A 20,883-nucleotide genomic window follows, 5' to 3' on the forward strand; every position below is an offset into this window, starting at 1 on the left:
GTCTGAGACGAGCACTATATAGCAAGCTCGCGGGCATCGCTGATCGAGGCGCCCGGCGTGAGACAGCGTTCACCAGTTTTAGTGCCGGGGGCGGCTACAATGCCGGTTCTCAAGGAGCCTGCATGTCCCGACTACTCAGCGACTGGCGCGACCGCCCGACCCACCACAGGGTCTGGGCGCTGGCCGCGCCGATGATTCTTTCCAACATTTCCGTGCCCATGGTGGCACTGGTGGACAGCGCCGTGATCGGCCACCTGCCCCACGCGCACCAGCTCGGCGCCGTGGCGGTGGGCGCCAGCCTGTATACCTTCCTGGCGTTTCTGATGGGCTTCCTGCGCATGGGCTCCACCGGCTTTGCCGCCCAGGCGGCCGGGCGCGCCGACGGCGCCGCGCTGCGCCAGGTGCTGGTGCAGGGGCTGCTGCTGGCGTTGCTGTTCGCCGTGCTGCTGGGGGCACTGGCGATTCCCTTCAGCCACCTGGCACTGGGCCTGATGCAACCGAGTGCCGCGCTGCAGGAAAACACCCTGGCGTTCTTCCACACGCGCTTGCTCGGCCTGCCGGCAGCGCTGGCCAGCTTTGCCCTGGTGGGGTGGTTTCTGGGTACGCAGAACGCCCGTGCCCCGCTGGCGATCCTGCTGACCACCAACCTGCTCAACATCGTGCTCAACCTGTGGTTCGTGCTGGGGCTGGACTGGGGTGTGCTGGGCTCGGCGCGGGCGTCGGTGATCGCCGAATGGTCGGCCGCGCTGCTCGGCCTGGCGCTCACGCGCCCGGCCCTGCGCGCCTACCCCGGGCAGGTGGCCTGGGCGCTGCTCAGGCGCTGGCAGAGCTGGCGCCCGCTGCTGAGCGTGAACCGCGACATCTTCATTCGCAGCCTGGCGTTGCAGGGGGTGTTCTTCCTGATCACCGTGCAGGGTGCGCGCCTGGGCGAGGCGACGGTGGCGGCCAATGCGCTGCTGCTCAACGGCCTGCTGCTGACCGCGTATGCACTGGACGGCCTGGCGCATGCGGTGGAGGCACTGTGCGGACATGCGATCGGCGCCGGGGACCGCGGCGCATTGCGCCGTTCAATGACGGTGGCGTGTGGCTGGTCGTTGATCGTCAGCCTGGTGTTTGCCGGGGTGTTCCTGCTGGGCGGGCACTGGTTCATCCAGTTGCAGACGGATATCCCCAGCGTGCGCGAGACGGCGTTCGAGTACCTGCCATACCTGGCGCTGCTGCCACTGGTGGCGGTGTGGAGCTACCTGCTCGACGGGTTGTTCATCGGCGCGACAAGGGCACGGGAGATGCGCAACGGCATGCTGCTGAGCGTGGCGATAGCACTGCCGTTCGCCTATGCGGCCAGCGGGCTGGGCAACCACGGGCTCTGGCTGGGCTTTCTGCTGTTCATGGGGCTGCGGGCGGTGACGCTGGGGGTGATGGGGTGGCGGTTGCAGCGTAGGGATGGGTGGTTTGTGGCGTGAATGACGGCCTCTTCGCCGGCAAGGCCGGCTCCTACAGGGTATTGCATGAACCTGTAGGAGCCGGCCTTGCCGGCGAAAGCGGTCAGGAGGACAGGTAGGACGAGCGGGTCAGCCCAAGGCGCAAGGCATCCAGGAACTGGGTACGCTCACGCGCCGTGATCTTCGCGCTGGCGCATTTGTCGCGGTAGTGGGTCATCAGCTCTTCGGGCGACAGGTGCACGTAGCGCAGCATGTCCTCGATGGTGTCGTGGGTCTCGATGCCGGCGTGGTACACGCTGCCGTTGGGGTTCTGGTAGATGTTCACCGAGTCGGTGTCACCGAACAGGTTGTGCATGTCCCCGAGGATTTCCTGGTACGCGCCCACCAGGAAGATCCCCAGCAGGTAGTCCTCGCCCTCGTTGATGGCGTGTACCGGCAGGCTGGTCTCGATGCTCTGCTCGTCGACGTACTGGTTGATCTTACCGTCCGAGTCGCAGGTCAGGTCCTGCAGCACCGCACGGCGCAGCGGCTCTTCGCCCAGGCGATGCAGCGGCAGGATCGGCAGCACCTGGCCGATGGCCCAGGTGTCGGGCAGGCTCTGGAACACCGAGAAGTTGCAGATGTACTTGTCGGCCAGCTTGTCGTTGAGTTCGTCCAGCACCTGGCGGTGCGAGCGCTGGCGTGCCTTGAGCGAGTTGTGCAACCGGCGGCACACGGCAAAGTAGCACTGCTCGGCCAGGGCCTTCTGCGCGAGGGTGATCTTGCCGTCGGCGTATTGCGCGGCCACGTCGCTCATGTAGTGGGTGGCACGCCAGTAGGTCTCGGTGACCATCTCGATGTCGGTCGGGCCCAGCAGGTCGGCCAGCCACTGCACGGTTTCGGGCAGGCTCTGCTTGTCCTCGATCTCGGGTACTTCGTCGTTGTGCTTCTCGACGTCGGTTACCTGCACCACCAGCATCGCGTGGTGCGCGGTCAGCGCGCGGCCGCTCTCGGAGAAGATGTGCGGGTGCGGCAGACCCTGCGCGTCGCAGAACTCCTTGAGCATGCCCACCACCACGCCGGCGTAATCGTCCATGTCGTAGTTGATCGAGCTGGCATTGCGCGAGTGGGTGCCGTCGTAGTCCACGCCCAGGCCGCCGCCCACGTCGATGTGGTCCACTGGCAGGCCCAGCGCACGCAGCTCGCCGTAGTAGCGGATGGCTTCCTTGAAGCCGTGCTGGTAGTCCGCCAGGTTGGCGATCTGCGAGCCCATGTGAAAGTGCAGCAGGCGAATGCTCTGGTCCAGGCCGGCATCGCGAAAGCGCTGCACTACCGAAATCAGTTGCGCAGCCGACAGGCCGAACTTGGACTTCTCGCCGCCGGTATCGGCCCACTTGCTCGAAGCCAGCGACGACAGGCGCACGCGCAGGCCGACCTGCGGCTTGACCTTGAGGTCGGCGGCTTCCTCGATCACCAGTGCCACTTCGGATTCTTTCTCGATCACGATCAACACGTTGTGACCCAGTTTCTGCCCCATCAGCGCCAGGCGGATGAACTCGCGGTCCTTGTAGCCGTTGCAGACGATGGTGCCGCCCTTGGGCGCCAGCGCCAGCACCGCCAGCAGCTCGGGCTTGGAGCCGGCCTCAAGGCCGATGGACACGTTCTGCGTGGCGATGATGTTCTCCACCACCGCTTCCTGCTGGTTGACCTTGATCGGGTACAGCGCGGTGTACTGGCTCTGGTACTCCAGGCGCGCGATGTTGGCGTCGAATGCGCCGGTCAGCTGGCGCACGCGGTGTTGCAGGATGTCGGGGAAACGTACCAGCAGCGGCAGCGACAGGCCGCTCTGGCGCAGCTCGTCGACCTGCTCGTACAGGTCGATCGGCGCACTGTCCGGCCCGTTGGGGCGTACTTCGACGCGCCCGGCCTCGTTGATCGCGAAGTAACCCGCGCCCCAATGGCGAATGCCGTAAACACTGCGGCTGTCGGCCACGGTCCATTGGCTGCCATCGTCTTTGCGTGTGCGTCGTACGGACATCGAAGTCCCCTATAAAGAAAGTCGTGAACACCGGCCAGGGCGTGCTGGCCAGTGTAGAAAATGAAGATGACGATTCTCCCTGTTCAGGCATAGACCCCTGCCCAGGGAACGAGTTTAGAAGTGCTGCAGGAAAAACCTCGCAGCGGCCATCAGCCGCCGGACTTTTTCGCCTTGAAGCCTTGCTTGATCAGCTCGGCCAGCAACAACTCGACGTGGTCGCCCTGGATCTCGATGACGCCGTCTTTCAACGCGCCGCCCGTACCACAACGCCGCTTGAGCGTGGTGGCCAGTTCCTTGAGTTGATCCAGGGGGAGCGGTACGCCACTGATGGTGGTCACCGTCTTGCCGCCACGGCCTTTGCTTTCACGACGCACACGGGCAATGCCGTCGCCTTCGGGGATGAGTGTCTGCTTGCAGATGCAGGCATCGACGGGTTTGCTGCAGTCCGGGCAATGCCGGCCTGCATCGGTGGAGAACACCAGGCCACCGAGGGCGGCGAATGATGCGGCTTTCTTGGCCACTTTTGATCCTCTGCGTTGAGGACAAAAACTGGTCGATGCCCCGGGGCGAGGTACCGACCGCGAAGCCCCACTCTGGCAGGGGCAGCGCACCTGCCGCGGCAAGCCGTGGCAGGGTGAAAAGGCCGCGCAGTGTAACCACAATTGCGCCGAATGCTAAGTGCAAAACTGCGCCATTTTGCTTGGCTTTCGCGACGTCAGCCGCGCCGCGCCACGAAACGGTTCAGCGCCGCCAGCGAGTCGGGGCAGTAGGGGGTGCTCAGGCTGTCGTCCAGGGCTGCCTGCAGGGGCATGAAGCGGGCCTGGCTGACCTCCTCGGGCTGCAGGCGCAAAGGCCCGTCCCAGACCGCCGAGAACACCGCGCACCAGAGCCGGTTGCCAGGCTGGTCGAAGAAGAAGCGCTCGTGGAAGCTCAGCGACACGCCGCTCACCCCCAGCTCCTCGGCCAGCTCGCGCGCGGCGCAGCGCTCGTAGCTTTCGTGCTCGTCGACCATGCCGCCGGCGGCCACATCCCAGTAGCCGGGGTAGATCGCCTTGCTCAGGGTACGCTGGTGCACGCACAGCTCGCCGGCACTGTTGAACAGCAGGATGTAGGTGCCCCGCCCGATCAGCCCCTGCTCGCGCAGCTCGGCCCGCGGCTTGGCGCCGAGCAGGTTGTCCTGCTCGTCGACCCAGGCGATGCGCTCGGCATCCGAGGCGGCGCGGTGCGCCGCCTCGCTCTGGCTGAACAGCATCAGCCCTGAGACAGCAGCTGGCGCAGGTCGATCACTGCGGCGTTGGCGCGGGAAATGTAGTTGGCCATCACCAGCGAGTGGTTGGCCCACATGCCGAAGCCGCTGCCGTTGAGTACCATCGGGCTCCACAGCGGCTCCTGCGAGGCTTCCAGCTCACGGATGATCTGGCGCACGCTGACGGTGGCGTTCTTCTTGGCCAGCACGTCGGCGAAGTCGACCTCGATGGCGCGCAGCAGGTGCGACAGCGCCCAGGCCTGGCCACGGGCTTCATAGAACACGTTGTCGATCTGCAGCCACGGCGTCTCGACCACTTCCTCGTCCAGCTGCGGCACCTGGCCCGGCACCACCGATTCGGTCTTGAGGGTGGTGTTGAGCTTGACCCGGCCCACGCTGGCCGACAGGCGCTGGGACAGCGAGCCCAGGCGCGTGGCCACGTCGCCCAGCCAGTTGTTGAGGTTGTCGGCACGGGTGTAGAACAGCGCGCCCTGCTGGTCTGGCGAAGCCAGGCGCTTCTGGTAGCGGTTCAGCGAATTGATGCCTTCCTGGTACTCCGACTCGCTCGACGGCAGGATCCAGCTCTTGTTGTCGAAGTTGAAGCGCGGCTCGGCCTTGGCAAGGTCGGCGTCTTCGGCCGACTGCGACTGCGAACGGGCGAAGTCCTTGCGCAGGGCACGGCTGAGGTCACGTACCTGCACCAGCACGCCATATTCCCAGCTGGGCATGTTGTCCATCCACAGGCCCGGCGGGAAGCGGTCGTTGGAGATGTAGCCGCCTGGCTTGTCGAGCAGGGTGGCAACCACGGTCTTGAGGGTTTCGACGGTGGTGTAGCCGACGACCATCTGCTGGCCATTGCGCTCGGCGGCGGCCTGGGCGTTCTGCTGCACCGGGAACAGGTCGGGCTCCTGGCTCCAGTACCAGCCCAGGGCGATGGTCACCAGCAGGTACAGACCGATCAGGGTGCCCAGCGCCCGGCTGAACAACAGCCCGCCGAAGTAGCTGCGGGTGCCCGAGCCACGGGCGTCCACCCGCTCGCGTGCCTCGGCTTTGCCTGTACGGTTTTTCCAGTCCAGCATGGCGTTGTCCTTTCTGTCAGGTCGTGTCCAGGGTTCGACCGCGCGGCCCCCGCTTCGTGCCCACGCCGGCCAGCATTGTGTGCCAGCGTGCGCGGCCGGGGCGCCAGCCAAGCCTGCACTATAAATCAAGCGCGCCGCTTCGCATAAGTGACTAACGGGTCAGGAAAGGAATTTAGCGCCACCCCAGTTAATTGATGCAGCACACTCGATTGCCGGAAAAGTGGTGCTAGCATAGAGCCATCACTCGAATTGCCTCACCCCTTACAAGTAGTCAGGACATGACCGAGCCAGAAGACCCGAATCGTGCGCGCCTCAAGCAACACTTTGCCCAGCGGGTCATTCACCAGGCCCGGCAAATTCTCGAGATCTGGCAGCGCCTGCAGCGCAGCGAGTGGACCAGCTGCGACCTGAGCGAGCTGGGCGAGGCCAACCTGCGCCTGCAGCGCTACGCCGAACGCTTCGAGCAGCCCGAGCACAGCCTGCTGGCCGATGCCATCGGCCAGACCCTGGCGGCGGTGGAGGCCAACAGCGCGCGCCTGAGCAGCAGCCTGATCAACGAACTCAACCGCCTGATGCAGCGCCTGTCGCGTACCGGCCTGCGCCAGGGCGACCAGCTCGAGCGCACCCCGCTGCCGCCGCTGCGCAAGCCCATCTACGTGATGCTGCAGGACCACGAGCGCGCCGAGCGCCTGGCCAAGCAGCTGGAGTTCTTCGGCCTGGGGGTCGAGCCGCTGTACAGCCCCGAGGCGTTCCAGGCCTCGATGGCCGAGCGCCTGCCGGCGGCGATCGTCATGGATGTCGACTTCGGCGGCCAGGGCCAGGGCCTGCAGCTGGCCGCCCAGGCCCAGCAGGGCCTGGAGCAGCGCGTACCGCTGCTGTTCTTCAGCCTGCACGAAACCGACACCCCCACCCGGCTTGCCGCGGTACGCGCCGGCGGCCAGGAATTTCTTACCGGTACCCTGGAGGCCTCCAGCCTGCTGGAAAAGGTCGAGCTGCTCACCAGCGTGACCCAGTACGAACCGTTCAAGGTGCTGGTGATCGACGACTCGCGGGCCCAGGCACTGCACACCGAGCGCCTGCTCAACAATGCCGGCATCGTCACCCGCACCCTCACCGATCCGATCCAGACCATGGCCGAGCTGGCCGACTTTCAGCCCGACCTGATCATCCTCGACATGTACATGCCCGCCTGCACCGGCACCGAGCTGGCCAAGGTAATCCGCCACAACGACCGCTATGTGAGCGTGCCGATCATCTACCTGTCGGCCGAGGACGACCTGGACAAGCAGCTCGATGCCATGAGCGAGGGTGGCGACGACTTCCTCACCAAGCCGATCCGTTCGCGCCACCTGATCACCACCGTGCGCAACCGTGCGGCCAGGGCGCGCAACCTCAAGGCGCGCATGGTGCGCGACAGCCTCACCGGGCTGTACAACCACACGCACATCCTGCAACTGCTCGAAGACTGCAGCTTCCGGGCGCGGCGCGAAGACCGCCCGCTGAGCTTTGCCATGCTCGACATCGACCACTTCAAGAAGGTCAACGACAGCCACGGCCACCCCATGGGCGACCGGGTGATCAAGAGCCTGGCGCTGTTTCTCAAGCAGCGCCTGCGCAAGACCGACTTCATCGGCCGTTATGGCGGCGAAGAGTTCGCCATCGTGATGCCCAACACCGACCTGCACGCGGCGCACAAGGTGCTGGACGAGATTCGTCGGCGCTTTGCCGAGATCCACTACCCGGCGCAGCCGCGTGACCTGTCGTGCACCTTCAGTGCCGGGGTGGTGCAACTGAGCGACGGGCTGGATGCGCTGAGCATGGCTACTGCGGCGGACGAGGCGCTGTACCTGGCCAAGGGTGCGGGGCGCAACTGCGTACAGCGGGTCGAGGCCTGAGCCTTTTCGCCAGCAACCCGGCCCCTGTAGGAGCCGGCGTTGCCGGCGAAAGGGCCACCATATAGCCACTTTATTTCGCAACACCCCTGCCAGCGTCATAACCACGTCATAAAAACGCAATAACTTCAGGCACTTGCCATCCCGCCGTTGGTAGAGCCCGCTCATGCGCCTGAAGTTGCTGACCAATCTGAACACCCTGCTGCTGGTAACCGTGTGCCTGGCCCTGGGGGCGACCCTGTGGTGGTCGCAACGTGCCCTGGAACAGCCCTACCTGTTGATGGAGCGTTACCTGGCGCTGTCCCAGCAGTTCCAGAACCAGGTGGCCCGCAACACCCAGGATTACCTGAACAGTGGCGATGCCCTGCGCCACGCCACCGCCCTGCAAAGCACCCAGGACCTGCAACAGGAACTGGCCCAGCTGCCCGATGAGCTGGCCGCGCAACTGCGCCCCAGCCTCGACACCCTGCAGGCATTCACCACCAATGAGCTGCTGGCCGCCGGCAAGCTCGCCGGCGACCCCCAGGCCCTGTTGCTGCAGGCCGAACGCGAACTGGGCGCCAACCTCGAACAGCTCGCCCGCTACGCCCACGACAGCGGCCACCCCGAGGCGGCGCACTACCAGTCGGCACTGCTGGAAGCCAGCCTGCACCTGGGCCGCCTGTCGCTGGCGCGTGACAAGCTGGTGAGCAGCGGGCGCAGCGAGCTGGCCGACGAGGTGGAGCGCGAACTGCAACTGATCATCACCCAGGCCAAAGCCCTCGACGCCCTGCCATTGCTGGGCGTGACCGCGGCGGTGGAATCCGGCGCCGACGACTTCGCCGCGATGATGGGCCTGCAGAGCGAGGCCACCACCAGCGCCGAAGACGTCGGCGTGGCCCTCAAGCGCGAGCTGGGCAGTTTGCTGGCGCGCTACCCGGCAGAACTGCAGCGCACCCGCGCGCAGATCGAGCGCCGTACCGAACTGGCCACCACCACCCAGGCGCGCATGGCCGCCGTGCAGCAGGCCATCGCCGACCTGGAACCGGGGGTGCGCGCGCAGCACGGGCAGATCCAGGGCGAAGTGCGGGTGATCCAGGGCCTTATGATCGGGTTGATCCTGCTGATCGCCCTGCTCATCGACACCTTGCAGCGGCGCCTGGCGCGGGTGCTGGGCAACCTGGCGCCGGCGCTCTCGCAGTGGGCCGGCGGCGACTTCAGCCAGGCCATTGCGCTGGGGCGCAGCAACCGCGAAATGCACGACATCCAGGACTCGCTCAACCGCCTGCGTGCCTATCTGGTGGACCTGGTGGGCACCATCCGCAGCAACGCCGAGCAGGTGGCCGGCAGCAGCCACGCCCTGGCCGGCATGAGCAGCGCGCTGCACGACGGCGCCGAGCGCCAGGCCGGCGACACCGCGCAGATCCGCGATGCGCTGGGCGAACTGGAGGCCACCATCACCCAGGTGGCCGGCGATGCCAGCCAGGCCGCCGACGCCAGCCGCCACGCGGGGCTGGCGGTGGAACAGGGCCAGGCGGTGATCGGCCAGAGCCTGAGCGGGCTGCGCCTGCTGGTGGACGAGGTGCAGGGCAATGCACAGATGATCGAGGGCCTGGCCCAGGAGTCGGCGACCATTGGCGGCGTGCTCACAGTGATCCGCTCGATTGCCGAACAGACCAACCTGCTGGCCCTGAATGCGGCCATCGAGGCGGCAAGGGCCGGCGAGATGGGCCGCGGCTTTGCGGTGGTGGCCGAGGAGGTGCGTTCGCTGGCTCAGCGCACCACCGGAGCCACCGGCGAAATCCAGACCCTGATCGCGCGCCTGCAGCAGGCGGCACGCGAATCGGTGGAAGGCATGCGCGCGCAACTGGAGCACGCCGAGGCCACTGCCCAGCAGGCGCAGTCGGCCGATGGAGCGCTGGACGAGATTGTCGCGGCGATCCAGACCATTGCGCAGACCGCCGTACGCATCGCCGACGTGACCGCGCAGCAGAGCGGTGCGGTGAGCGAGATTCGCGACCATAGCGAACGGATCCACGAACTGGGCGCGGACAACCTGGAGCGCATTGGCGAGGGGCGCGAGCAGGGTGAGCATCTGCTGCGCCTGGGCGGGGAACTGAACACCGCCGTGCAGGCGTTCCGGGTCTGATCCAGGGGTGTCTTCGCCGGCAAGCCCGGCTCCTGCCTGTTGCGTACCTGTAGGAGCCGGCCTTGCCGGCGAAGGGGCCGCAGCAGGCAAACTCCGTTATCATTGCCCCCACGTTCCCCCCCAGCGAGACCGCTCATGCGTCGCCTGCTTTGCCTCCTGCTTCTGGTCCTGGCCCTGCCCGCCATGGGCGCCGGGCTGCTCGACAACCGCCCCAGCGCCACTCTCGGCGCACCGGGCCTGAACAACAGCGCCGACTTCCTGCCCGTGCGCGAAGCCTTCAAGCTCAACCTGATCCAGGGCGACGCCCAGGCCATCAAGCTGCGCTTCGTCACCACCGAGGGTTACTACCTCTATCGCCACCGCTTCCAGTTCCGTACCGAACCTGCCGACATCGCCCTGGGCACCGCGCAGCTACCTGCCGGCGAGGCCAAGCACGACGAGTACTTCGGCGACGTCGAGGTGTACCACGGCATCCTCGACATCGACCTGCCGCGCACTGCCGACCAGCGCCCCTTCACCCTGGTGGTGAGCTATCAGGGCTGCGCCGACAAGGGCCTGTGCTACCCGCCGGAAACCGAGCGCCTGAGCATCGACGGCGTCGGCGCCGGGTCCACCGCCGCCGCCCCGGCCAGCAGCAACGCCTGGAGCTGGAAGGAAATGCTGCTGTTCTTTCTTGCCGGCGTCGGCCTGACCTTCACCCCCTGCGTGTTGCCGATGCTGCCGATCCTTTCCGGGGTGGTGCTGCGTGGCCAGGTCGGTGGCGGGCGCGGCCTGGCCCTTTCGCTGGCCTACGTGCTGCCGATGGCCGCCTGCTTCGCCCTGCTCGGCGCGCTGATGGGCCTGTTCGGCGCTCAGCTCAATTTGCAGGCACGCCTGCAATCGGCCTGGGTGCTGGTGCCCTTCGCGGCATTCTTCGTGGTATTCGCCCTGGCCATGTTCGGCCTGTTCGAACTGAAGCTGCCGCAGTTCATCAGCAGCCGCCTGGACCGCGTAGCCGGGCAGACCAAGGGCGGCTCGCTGCTGGGCGCCGCCGTACTCGGGGTGGTTTCCAGCCTGCTGGTCTCGCCCTGCGTGTCGGCGCCACTGGCCGGTGCGCTGCTATATATAAGCGCCAGCGGCGATGCCATCGGCGGGGCGCTGAAACTCTTCGCCCTGGGCCTGGGCATGGGCGCGCCGCTGCTGCTGGTGGCCACCGGCGGTGCGGCCTGGCTGCCCAAAAGCGGGCCGTGGCTGGTCACGGTGAAGAACGCCATCGGCGTGCTGCTGCTGGGCCTGGCCATCGGCCTGCTCAGCCGCGTGCTGCCCGGCCCGCTCACCCTGCTGCTGATCGGCCTGCTGGCAGCCGGCGTGGCGCTGTTCCTCGGCGCCCTGGAATTCGGCGTGAAGACCACCGGCCAGCGCCTGGCGCAGCTGCTCGGCCTGTTGCTGCTGGCCTACGCGCTGGCCTGCTGGTACGGCGCCTTCAGTGGCCAGGCCGACCCGCTGCGGCCACTCCCCGCCCCCGCCAGCACCCCCTCGGCCGCACCGGTCAGCGCCTGGCAGACGGTGAACACCCCCGCCGCCCTGGATGGCCTGCTGGCCGAAGCCAGGGCGGCCGGGCAACCGCTGCTGCTGGACTGGTACGCCGACTGGTGCATCAGTTGCAAGGTGATCGAGCATGACGTGCTCGGCGACCCGGCCGTGCAGGCGCAACTGCAGGGCTACCGCCTGGTACGGTTCGACATCACCGAAAGCAACGCCGAGCAACGCGCGCTGCTGGACCGCTACCAGCTGTTCGGCCCGCCGGGCTTCCTGGTGTTTGCCGCGAACGGCAGCGAAAAAACCGACAGCAGGGTGATAGGCGAGGTAAAAGCCGGCGAATTTGCCGAACACCTGGCGCGCATTCGCAGCGAAGTGGGTCTATAACTGCTGGGGCCGCTTGAAAAGCGCCACGGATGACCGAAATTGGCAAGATAGTCATAAATTTCGCGCGAATCTCGGTCATCGTGCTGGCTATTGCAGGTAACTGGACAGTGCTCGGCAGTTTGCGGCATAGTCGCCGCGCTACGTTTTTGCCCGACAATAAAAGGAACCGCAGATGGCAACGCTACTGGTGCTGCATGGCCCCAACCTGAACCTGCTAGGCACCCGCGAACCGGGCGTCTACGGGGCCGTGACCCTGGCCCAGATCAACCAGGACCTGGAGCAGCGTGCACGCGCCGCCGGCCACCATCTGCAATACCTGCAAAGCAATGCCGAGTACGAACTGATCGATCGCATCCACGCCGCACGCAACGAAGGGGTGGACTTCATCCTGATCAATCCGGCGGCTTTCACGCACACAAGCGTCGCATTACGTGACGCATTGCTGGCGGTGAGCATCCCATTCATCGAAGTGCATCTGTCCAACGTGCACAAGCGCGAGCCGTTTCGCCACCACTCCTACTTTTCAGACGTCGCCGTAGGGGTGATCTGCGGCCTGGGCGCCACCGGCTATCGCCTGGCCCTGGAGTCCGCCCTGGAACACCTGGCAGCGCACGCCAAACCCTGAATAACCGAAGCCTGGCCGCAGGCCGGGCCGTGTACGAACGTTAACATTCACGTTTATACGACCCTGACCGACCCTTGGGAGTTGATGATTAATGGATATCCGTAAAGTCAAGAAACTGATCGAACTGCTGGAAGAGTCTGGCATCGACGAGCTGGAGATCAAGGAAGGCGAAGAGTCCGTCCGTATCAGCCGCCACAGCAAGACCCCGGCCCAGCAGTACTACGCGCCAGCCCCGATGGCTGCCGCACCGGCCGCCGCCCCTGTGGCCGCCGCTGCCCCGGCTGCCGCCGAAGCGCCAGCCGCGCCGAAGCTCAACGGCACCGTGGCCCGCTCGCCAATGGTCGGTACCTTCTACCGCAAAGCCTCGCCTACCTCGCCTGCCTTCGTCGAAGTCGGCCAGACCGTGAAGAAAGGCGACACCCTGTGCATCGTCGAAGCCATGAAAATGATGAACCACATCGAAGCTGAAACCAGCGGTGTGATCGAATCCATTCTGGTAGAAGACGGCCAGCCGGTTGAGTACGACCAGCCGCTGTTCACCATCGTTTGAACCGCGGAGAACCAACGATGCCAGCCAAGTTGGAAAAAGTCCTGATCGCCAACCGCGGGGAAATTGCCCTGCGGATCCTGCGCGCCTGCAAAGAGATGGGCATCAAGACCGTCGCCGTGCACTCCACCGCCGACCGCGAGCTGATGCACCTGGGCCTGGCCGACGAATCGGTATGCATTGGCCCGGCTTCGGCCACCCACTCCTACCTGCACATCCCGGCGATCATCGCAGCCGCTGAAGTGACCGGCGCCACCGCCATTCACCCAGGCTACGGTTTCCTCGCGGAAAACGCCGATTTCGCCGAGCAGGTCGAGAACTCCGGCTTCGCCTTCATCGGCCCCAAGGCCGACACCATCCGCCTGATGGGCGACAAGGTGTCGGCCAAGGACGCGATGATCAAGGCCGGCGTACCGACCGTTCCGGGTTCCGACGGCCCGCTGCCGGAAGACGAGGAAGAAGCCCTGCGCATCGGCCGTGAAGTCGGCTACCCGGTGATCATCAAGGCCGCCGGTGGCGGTGGTGGTCGCGGCATGCGCGTGGTGCACAAGGAAGAGGACCTGATCGCCTCGGCCAAGCTGACCCGCAGCGAAGCCGGCGCCGCCTTCGGCAACCCGATGGTGTACCTGGAGAAGTTCCTGACCAACCCGCGTCACGTGGAAGTCCAGGTACTGTCCGACGGCCAGGGCAACGCCGTGCACCTGGGTGACCGCGACTGCTCGCTGCAGCGCCGCCACCAGAAGGTGCTGGAAGAAGCGCCAGCCCCGGGTATCGACGAAAAGGCCCGCCAGGAAGTCTTCGCCCGCTGCGTCAAGGCGTGCATCGACATCGGCTACCGTGGTGCCGGCACCTTCGAGTTCCTCTACGAGAACGGCGCGTTCTACTTCATCGAAATGAACACCCGTGTTCAGGTGGAGCACCCGGTTTCGGAGATGGTCACCGGTATCGACATCGTCAAGGAGATGCTCAGCATCGCCGCTGGCAACAAGCTGTCGTTCACCCAGGATGACGTGGTGATTCGCGGTCACTCGCTGGAGTGCCGGATCAACGCCGAAGACCCGAAGAAGTTCATTCCGAGCCCGGGTACCGTCAAGCATTTCCACGCACCGGGCGGCAACGGCGTTCGCGTCGACTCGCACCTGTACAGTGGCTATGCGGTACCGCCGAACTACGACTCGCTGATCGGCAAGCTGATCACCTACGGCAAGGACCGTGACGAAGCCATGGCGCGCATGCGCAATGCGCTGGACGAGATCGTCGTCGACGGCATCAAGACCAACATCCCGCTGCACCGCGAACTGGTGCGCGATGAAGGTTTCTGCAAAGGTGGCGTGAACATTCACTACCTGGAACACAAGCTCGCCAACGACGAGTGATGCAGGTGTGATATGAAAAAGACCCCGGCCTGGTGCCGGGGTCTTTTTTTTGTGTTGCCTTCTTCGCCGGCAAGGCCGGCTCCTACAGGGGAACGTCGAATCTGTAGGAGCCGGCCTTGCCGGCGAAGGCGCGCCGCCTAATGCTGCCCCATGCGCGGCATCTCGATGCCATGCGCATGCACCCGCCGGTACAAGGTGGCCCGCGAAATACCCAGTGCCTTGGCCGCCTCCCCCGGTTTCCAGCGATGGCGTACCAGCGCCTCCAGCAGCACCTGGCGCTGCGGGCTCATGCTGGCCTGCACCTGCCCCTGCACCTGCGCCCCGCGCACATCCGTCGGCAGGTCCTGCAACTGCAGCGTGCCACCGGCGCACACCGCGCAGGCGTAACGCAGCACCTGGCGCAACTGGCGCAGGTTACCCGGCCAGCGATACCCCAGCAGGCACTCCAGCGCTGCCTCGCTCAAGCCCACGTCCACCCCGCAACCGGCCGCCTCCTCGGCCAGCAAGCGGTTGATCAAGGCCAGCCGGTCACTGCGCTCGCGCAGCGGCGGCAGCTCGAAGCGCGCATTGGCCAGGCGAAAGTACAGGTCTTCGCGAAAGCGCCCGTCGGCCACCCGCGCCGCCAGGTCGCGGTGCGTGGCGCAGATCACCTGGATATCCACACGCTCGCGCCTGGCCGCACCCAGCGGTGCCACCTCGCCTTCGGCCAGCACCCGCAGCAGGCGGGTCTGCAAGGCCAGCGGCATGTCGCCGATCTCGTCGAGAAACAGCGTGCCGCCATCGGCCTGCTGCAGCAGCCCGCGCATGCCCTTGCTGGAAGCCCCGGTAAACGCCCCGGCCACATAGCCGAACAGCTCGCTCTCGATCAGGCTCTCGGGAATCGCCGCGCAGTTGAGCGCCACGAACGGCTTGCCGGCCCGCGCGCTGCGTTCATGCAACTGGCGCGCGAACACCTCCTTGCCCGCACCGGTCTCGCCCACCACCAGCACCGCCAGGTTGCAGTTCTTGACCCGCACCGCCAGACGCAGGCTTTCCTCCACCCGTGCATCCACCCCGCCCGGCACCGGCACCACCCGCGCCGGACGCTGTGGCGAGCTGACCCGCACATGCAGCGCATCGCCATCGGCGCTCCAGCTCAGGCGCTGGGCCGACTCGTCGGTCACCGCGCGCAACTGGTCCAGGTCGAACAGCTGGCCGATATGCGCCGGCAGCTCGCCGTAGCGCGAGAGCAATGCCGAGCGCGCCAGGCTGTTGAGCGCCTGCAGGCGTCCGTCGGCATCCCAGGCCAGCAGAAAGTCCGGCTGGCTGTCCACGTACCCCGGCGCGCTGTGCGCCCGCAGCACCCAATGCGCCTGGGCGTTGTGCATGAAAAACGCGTTCTCGATCTCCCGCGCGGTCTGCACCACCAGTTGGCGGATCAGGTGCTGGCTGCGCCGGTCGTCCGGCGACTGCAGCGCCGACACGTCGACCACCCCCAGCAGCTTGCCCTGCGGGTCGAACACCGGCGCCGCCGAGCAGGTCAGGCCGATGAACGCGGCGCGAAAGTGATCGCGCTTGTGCACCGTGACCGGCACCTGGCTGGTCAGTACCGCCGCCACCCCGCAGGTGCCCTCCTCGCCTTCCGACCAGCAGGTGCCCAGGTACAGGCCGGCCTTGCGGCAGTCGTTGCGCAGCGCGGCGTCGACGCGGTAGTCGATGGTGCGGCCCTGCGCGTCGGTCAGCAGCACGCAGTAGTCGGCACCGCGCACCCGCTCGTGCAGGCGCGCCACCGCATCACTGGCAATGCGCATGAACAGCTCGGCGCGTTCGCGGCATTCGTTGAGCAGGGTTTGCGACAGGATGCGCGGCCCTTGCTGCGAGGAAGGGTCGAGGCGGTGCTGCTCCATCGAGCGGCGCCAGGAGTCGAGGATCAACGGCGGTACCGGCGCCTGGGGCTGGCGGTCGGCATTCTTGAGCACACGGCTGACACAGTCGACGTGGGCTCTGGAGTTCGCGGCAAGCATGGGGCCTCCGGTTCTCGTGTTCTTGTCGTTATGCGGCCCATTAAGCGCCGTTTGCCAGGCCCCCACAAGCACCGCCTGGGCAAGCGGCGCCGTGAGACGCAGCGTCTCGGCGTCTCGCCGCGGCGCTGCCTGCACTGCAACGCAGCGTCTTGCCGACACCCCGCGAGTACGCCCTTGGAATGCTGCGCAAAGGCTCTGGGTCAAGCCTTTCACCTAACCTGGCACCACCCTTGCTCCAGCCCTGGTACACAAGAACCAGAGGTGCGCCATGAGCCATCCCGCCCCCACCGTGGGCATCATCGTCAACCCGGCCTCGGGCCGCGACCTGCGCAGGCTTACCGCCAGCGCCGGCCTGTACTCCAGCACCGACAAGGCCTCGGCCGTGCAACGCCTGCTGGCCGCCTTCGCCGCCACCGGCATCCGGCGCGTGCTGCTGCCGCCGGACATGACCGGCATCGCCGCCGCCGTGCTCAAGGCCAGCAACGGCCCGCAGGCCGCCGGCCAGCGCTGGCCGCAACTGGACATCCTCGACATGCCGCTGCACCAGACCGTGGAGGACACCCGCCTGGCCGCGCGCCAGATGCTCGCCCGCGGGGTCGCACTGATCGCCGTGCTCGGCGGCGACGGCACCCACAAGGCGGTGGCCGCCGAGGTCGGCGACATTCCGCTGCTGACCCTTTCCACCGGTACCAACAACGCCTTCCCCGAATTGCGCGAAGCCACCAGCGCCGGGCTGGCCGGCGGGCTGTTCGCCGCCGGGCGCATCCCGGCCCAGGTGGGCCTGCGCCGCAACAAGCGCCTGCTGGTGCGCGACCCGGCGCGGGAGCTGTGCGAATGGGCGCTGGTGGAAGTCGCGGTGTCGCCGCAGCGCTTCATCGGCGCCCGCGCCCTGAGCCGCGCCGAAGACCTTGCCGAAGTCTTCGCCACCTTCGCCGAACCCCATGCCATCGGCCTCTCGGCGCTGTGCGGGCTGTGGTGCCCGGTGTCGCGCCACGCCGCCGAAGGCGCCTGGGTGCGTCTTAACGGCCAGGCCGAACAGGCGCTGCTGGCGCCGCTGGCCCCTGGCCTGGTGCAAGGCTGCGGCATCACCGCCGCCGGCCCGCTGGCACCGGGCGTCGCCTACTCCCTGAGCCTGTCCAGCGGCACCCTGGCGCTGGACGGCGAGCGCGAGATCGAGTTCAGCGAGCACGACCGCCCCACCGTCACCCTCGACGCCCACGGCCCCCTGAGCATCGACGTGGAGGCCGTACTGGCCTTCGCCGCCCGCCATCGCCTGCTGGCGGTAGGCCGCGAACACCCGCAACACCCTGCGCACCCTCAGTGCTGAGACAACCCTGGAGAACAACAAGATGTCCACTCACCTGAACACCGAGCAACTCCTGCATGCCTACCGGGTCATGCGCACCATCCGCGCCTTCGAAGAGCGCCTGCACATCGAGTTCGCCACCGGCGAGATCCCAGGCTTCGTGCACCTGTATGCCGGCGAAGAGGCGTCAGCCGCCGGGGTCATGGCGCACCTGCGCGACAGCGACTGCATCGCCTCCAACCACCGCGGCCACGGCCACTGCATCGCCAAGGGCGTGGACGTGCACGGCATGATGGCCGAGATCTACGGCAAGAAGACCGGCGTGTGCGGCGGCAAGGGCGGCTCGATGCATATCGCCGACCTGGAAAAGGGCATGCTCGGCGCCAACGGCATCGTCGGCGCCGGCGCGCCCCTGGTGGCCGGCGCTGCCCTGGCGGCCAAGCTCAAGGGCACCGATGACGTGGCCGTGGTGTTCTTCGGCGACGGCGGCTCCAACGAGGGTGCGGTGTTCGAGGCCATGAACCTGGCCGCCATCATGAACCTGCCGTGCATCTTCGTGGCCGAGAACAACGGCTACGCCGAGGCCACCGCCTCCAACTGGTCGGTGGCGTGCGACCACATCGCCGACCGCGCCGCCGGCTTCGGCATGCCCGGGGTGACCATCGACGGCTACGACTTCTTTGCCGTGCACGAGGCGGCCGGCGCCGCCATCGAGCGTGCCCGCAGCGGCCAGGGCCCGTCGCTGGTGGAGGTCAAGCTGACCCGCTACTACGGCCACTTCGAAGGCGACGCGCAAACCTACCGCGCCCCGGACGAGGTGAAGAACCTGCGCGAAACCCGCGACTGCCTGATGCAGTTCCGCCAGCGCACCACCCGCGCCGGGCTGCTCGGCGACGCCCAACTGGACCTGGTGGATGCCCAGGTCGAGGACCTGATCGAAGACGCCGTGCGCCGCGCCAAGTCCGACCCCAAGCCCCAGCCTGCCGACCTGCTCAGCGACGTGTACGTCGCCTACCCCTGAGCACGCTGCCCTTACAACAAGAACAATCGGAGAATCATCATGGCGAGAAAAATCAGCTACCAGCAGGCCATCAACGAAGCCCTGGCCCAGGAAATGCGCCGCGACCCCACGGTGTTCATCATTGGCGAGGACGTCGCCGGCGGTGCCGGTGCACCGGGCGAGAATGACGCCTGGGGCGGTGTGCTCGGCGTCACCAAGGGCCTTTACGGGCAGTTCCCCGGCCGCGTGCTGGACGCGCCGCTATCGGAAATCGGCTATGTGGGCGCAGCGGTCGGCGCCGCCACCCAGGGCCTGCGCCCGGTGTGCGAACTGATGTTCGTCGACTTTGCCGGCTGCTGCCTGGACCAGATCCTCAACCAGGCAGCCAAGTTTCGCTACATGTACGGCGGCAAGGCGGTCACCCCGCTGGTGATGCGCACCATGGTCGGCGCCGGCCTGCGCGCCGCCGCCCAGCACTCGCAGATGCTCACCTCGCTGTGGACCCACATCCCGGGCCTGAAGGTGGTGTGCCCGTCGTCGCCGTATGACGCCAAGGGCCTGCTGATCCAGGCGATCCGCGACAACGACCCGGTGATTTTCTGCGAGCACAAGCTGCTCTACAGCCTGCAGGGCGAAGTGCCGGAAGAGGTCTACACCGTGCCGTTCGGCGAGGCCAACTTCTTGCGTGACGGCGACGACATCACCCTGGTGACCTACGGGCGCATGGTCCACCTGGCCATGGAGGCGGCGGCCAACCTGGCGCGCCAGGGCATCGACTGCGAGGTGCTCGACCTGCGCACCACCAGCCCGATGGATGAAGACAGCATTCTCGAAAGCGTGGAAAAGACCGGCCGCCTGGTGGTGATCGACGAAGCCAACCCGCGCTGCTCGATGGCCACCGACATCAGTGCGCTGGTGGCGCAGAAAGCCTTCGGCGCACTCAAGGGCCCGATCGAGATGGTCACTGCGCCACACACCCCGGTGCCGTTCTCCGACGCGCTGGAAGACCTCTACATCCCCACCGCCGCCAAGATCGAGGCTGCCGTGCACACAGTGATGAAAGGGAGGAACGCGGCATGAGCCAGATCCATACCCTGACCATGCCCAAGTGGGGCCTGTCGATGACCGAGGGGCGCATCGACACCTGGCTCAAGCAGGAAGGCGAGCACATCAGCAAGGGCGACGAGGTGCTGGACGTGGAGACCGACAAGATCTCCAGCAGCGTCGAGGCCCCGTTCAGCGGCGTGCTGCGCCGTCAGATCGCCAGGCCCGACGAGACCCTGGCAGTGGGGGCGCTGCTGGCCGTGGTGGTCGAGGGCGAGGCCAGCGACGCGCAGATCGATGCGGTGATGCAGCGCTTTCAGGCCGATTTCGTGCCTGGTGACGGCGCCGAGCAGGACAGCGGCCCGGCGCCGCAGAAAGTCGAGCTGGACGGGCACCGGGTGCGCTACTTCGACCTCGGCGAAGGCGGTACGCCGCTGGTGTTGATCCACGGCTTCTGCGGCGACCTTAACAACTGGATGTTCAACCACCCGGCGCTGGCCGCCGAGCGCCGGGTGATCGCCCTCGACCTGCCCGGGCATGGCGAGTCGGGCAAGCACCTGCAACGCGGCGACCTGGATGAGCTGAGCCAGAGCGTGCTGGCCCTGCTCGATCACCTGAACCTGGGGCGCGTGCACCTGGCCGGGCACTCCATGGGCGGTGCGGTGGCCTTGAACCTGGCGCGGCTGGCACCTGCGCGGGTGCAGTCGCTGAGCCTGATCGCCAGCGCCGGGCTGGGGCGCGAAATCAATGGCGGCTACCTGCAGGGCATCGTTGCGGCGGCCAACCGCAACGCCCTGAAGCCGCAGATGACGCAGCTGTTCTCCGACCCCGGGCTGGTGACCCGGCAGATGCTCGAGGACATGCTCAGGTTCAAGCGCCTGGAGGGGGTGGACGAGGCCCTGCGACAACTGGCCGACGCACTGGCCAGCGACGGCGTGCAACGTCACGATCTGCGCCCGGTGGTGGCGCAGCAGCCGACGCTGGTGCTGTGGGGCAGCGATGACGCGATCATCCCGGCCACCCATGTGGACGGCCTGCCAGCCGAGGTGGCGATACTGCCGGGCCAGGGGCACATGGTGCAGTTGGAAGCGGCCGAGCAGGTCAATGCGCGGCTGCTGGCGTTTTTGCGCGGGCACTGACCAGCACCGGTTTGTGTCTCGAGGGCTGCTCTGCAGCCCGATCGCGGGTCAAGCCCGCTCCCACAGGGATCACTGCCGTCTCTGTGGGAGCGGGCTTGACCCGCGATCACGCCAGTACAGACACTGCAGCGCCC

At 66.9% G+C, this 20,883-nt stretch carries 16 protein-coding genes; 11 read left to right on the forward strand and 5 right to left on the reverse strand.

Going from position 1 to position 20,883, the window contains the following annotated elements:
- Window positions 1-122: 122 nt before the first annotated feature.
- Window positions 123-1,463, forward strand: coding sequence for an MATE family efflux transporter (locus tag V9K84_RS18995; RefSeq protein WP_058541556.1), 1,341 nt, complete (start codon window positions 123-125; stop codon window positions 1,461-1,463).
- Between the two features lie 82 nt (window positions 1,464-1,545).
- Here the strand turns inward: V9K84_RS18995 and speA are convergent, their stop codons facing one another.
- The 4 genes from speA to V9K84_RS19015 all read right to left on the reverse strand — a co-directional run bounded on the left by speA (window position 1,546) and on the right by V9K84_RS19015 (window position 5,784).
- Complete coding sequence (gene speA, locus V9K84_RS19000; protein ID WP_338791988.1) at window positions 1,546-3,459, reverse strand: arginine decarboxylase; 1,914 nt, start codon at window positions 3,457-3,459, stop codon at window positions 1,546-1,548.
- Between the two features lie 149 nt (window positions 3,460-3,608).
- Window positions 3,609-3,980, reverse strand: a complete 372-nt coding sequence (locus V9K84_RS19005) for a translation initiation factor Sui1 (protein ID WP_043860455.1) — start codon at window positions 3,978-3,980, stop codon at window positions 3,609-3,611.
- Window positions 3,981-4,174: 194 nt separating this feature from the next.
- Window positions 4,175-4,711 (reverse strand): NUDIX hydrolase, encoded by a 537-nt coding sequence (locus V9K84_RS19010; protein WP_043860456.1) that lies wholly within the window; start codon window positions 4,709-4,711, stop codon window positions 4,175-4,177.
- A complete protein-coding gene (locus V9K84_RS19015; RefSeq protein ID WP_043860457.1) occupies window positions 4,711-5,784 on the reverse strand; it encodes a DUF2333 family protein in 1,074 nt (357 codons plus the stop codon). Before V9K84_RS19015 ends, V9K84_RS19010 begins: the two co-directional genes overlap by 1 nt.
- 278 nt (window positions 5,785-6,062) lie before the next feature.
- Between V9K84_RS19015 and V9K84_RS19020 the strand changes: the two genes are divergently transcribed.
- The 6 genes from V9K84_RS19020 to accC all read left to right on the forward strand — a co-directional run bounded on the left by V9K84_RS19020 (window position 6,063) and on the right by accC (window position 14,257).
- A complete protein-coding gene (locus V9K84_RS19020) occupies window positions 6,063-7,679 on the forward strand; it encodes a PleD family two-component system response regulator (RefSeq protein WP_043860458.1) in 1,617 nt (538 codons plus the stop codon).
- A gap of 163 nt (window positions 7,680-7,842) precedes the next feature.
- Window positions 7,843-9,804: a methyl-accepting chemotaxis protein gene (locus V9K84_RS19025; protein WP_088514171.1), complete on the forward strand. Its 1,962-nt coding sequence runs from the start codon at window positions 7,843-7,845 to the stop codon at window positions 9,802-9,804.
- A gap of 135 nt (window positions 9,805-9,939) precedes the next feature.
- Window positions 9,940-11,709 (forward strand): protein-disulfide reductase DsbD, encoded by a 1,770-nt coding sequence (locus tag V9K84_RS19030; protein WP_088514170.1) that lies wholly within the window; start codon window positions 9,940-9,942, stop codon window positions 11,707-11,709.
- Between the two features lie 172 nt (window positions 11,710-11,881).
- Complete coding sequence (gene aroQ, locus V9K84_RS19035) at window positions 11,882-12,334, forward strand: type II 3-dehydroquinate dehydratase (protein ID WP_043860461.1); 453 nt, start codon at window positions 11,882-11,884, stop codon at window positions 12,332-12,334.
- 91 nt (window positions 12,335-12,425) lie between these two features.
- Complete coding sequence (gene accB / locus V9K84_RS19040; protein WP_043860462.1) at window positions 12,426-12,884, forward strand: acetyl-CoA carboxylase biotin carboxyl carrier protein; 459 nt, start codon at window positions 12,426-12,428, stop codon at window positions 12,882-12,884.
- Between the two features lie 17 nt (window positions 12,885-12,901).
- Window positions 12,902-14,257 carry an acetyl-CoA carboxylase biotin carboxylase subunit gene (gene accC / locus V9K84_RS19045; protein WP_043860463.1) on the forward strand — a complete coding sequence of 452 codons (1,356 nt, stop codon included), beginning with the start codon at window positions 12,902-12,904 and terminating at the stop codon, window positions 14,255-14,257.
- A 137-nt stretch (window positions 14,258-14,394) separates the two neighbouring features.
- On the opposite strand, the gene V9K84_RS19050 is transcribed toward accC, so the two are convergent.
- Window positions 14,395-16,260 (reverse strand): sigma-54-dependent Fis family transcriptional regulator, encoded by a 1,866-nt coding sequence (locus V9K84_RS19050; protein ID WP_088514169.1) that lies wholly within the window; start codon window positions 16,258-16,260, stop codon window positions 14,395-14,397.
- A gap of 268 nt (window positions 16,261-16,528) precedes the next feature.
- On the opposite strand from V9K84_RS19050, the gene V9K84_RS19055 reads away from it, so the two are divergent.
- From V9K84_RS19055 to V9K84_RS19070, 4 genes are read left to right on the forward strand one after another with little or no spacing between them, the layout of a single operon-like run.
- Window positions 16,529-17,587: an NAD(+)/NADH kinase gene (locus tag V9K84_RS19055; protein ID WP_088514168.1), complete on the forward strand. Its 1,059-nt coding sequence runs from the start codon at window positions 16,529-16,531 to the stop codon at window positions 17,585-17,587.
- Between the two features lie 22 nt (window positions 17,588-17,609).
- Window positions 17,610-18,587, forward strand: coding sequence for a thiamine pyrophosphate-dependent dehydrogenase E1 component subunit alpha (locus tag V9K84_RS19060; protein ID WP_043860466.1), 978 nt, complete (start codon window positions 17,610-17,612; stop codon window positions 18,585-18,587).
- A gap of 39 nt (window positions 18,588-18,626) precedes the next feature.
- Window positions 18,627-19,646 (forward strand): alpha-ketoacid dehydrogenase subunit beta, encoded by a 1,020-nt coding sequence (locus V9K84_RS19065; RefSeq protein ID WP_088514167.1) that lies wholly within the window; start codon window positions 18,627-18,629, stop codon window positions 19,644-19,646.
- Window positions 19,643-20,749: an acetoin dehydrogenase dihydrolipoyllysine-residue acetyltransferase subunit gene (locus V9K84_RS19070; RefSeq protein ID WP_088514166.1), complete on the forward strand. Its 1,107-nt coding sequence runs from the start codon at window positions 19,643-19,645 to the stop codon at window positions 20,747-20,749. The genes V9K84_RS19065 and V9K84_RS19070 overlap by 4 nt, the downstream gene beginning before the upstream one ends.
- Window positions 20,750-20,883: the final 134 nt, after the last annotated feature.

This window comes from Pseudomonas sp. AE27 (assembly GCF_037113495.1).
GTDB lineage: Bacteria > Pseudomonadota > Gammaproteobacteria > Pseudomonadales > Pseudomonadaceae > Aquipseudomonas > Aquipseudomonas palmensis.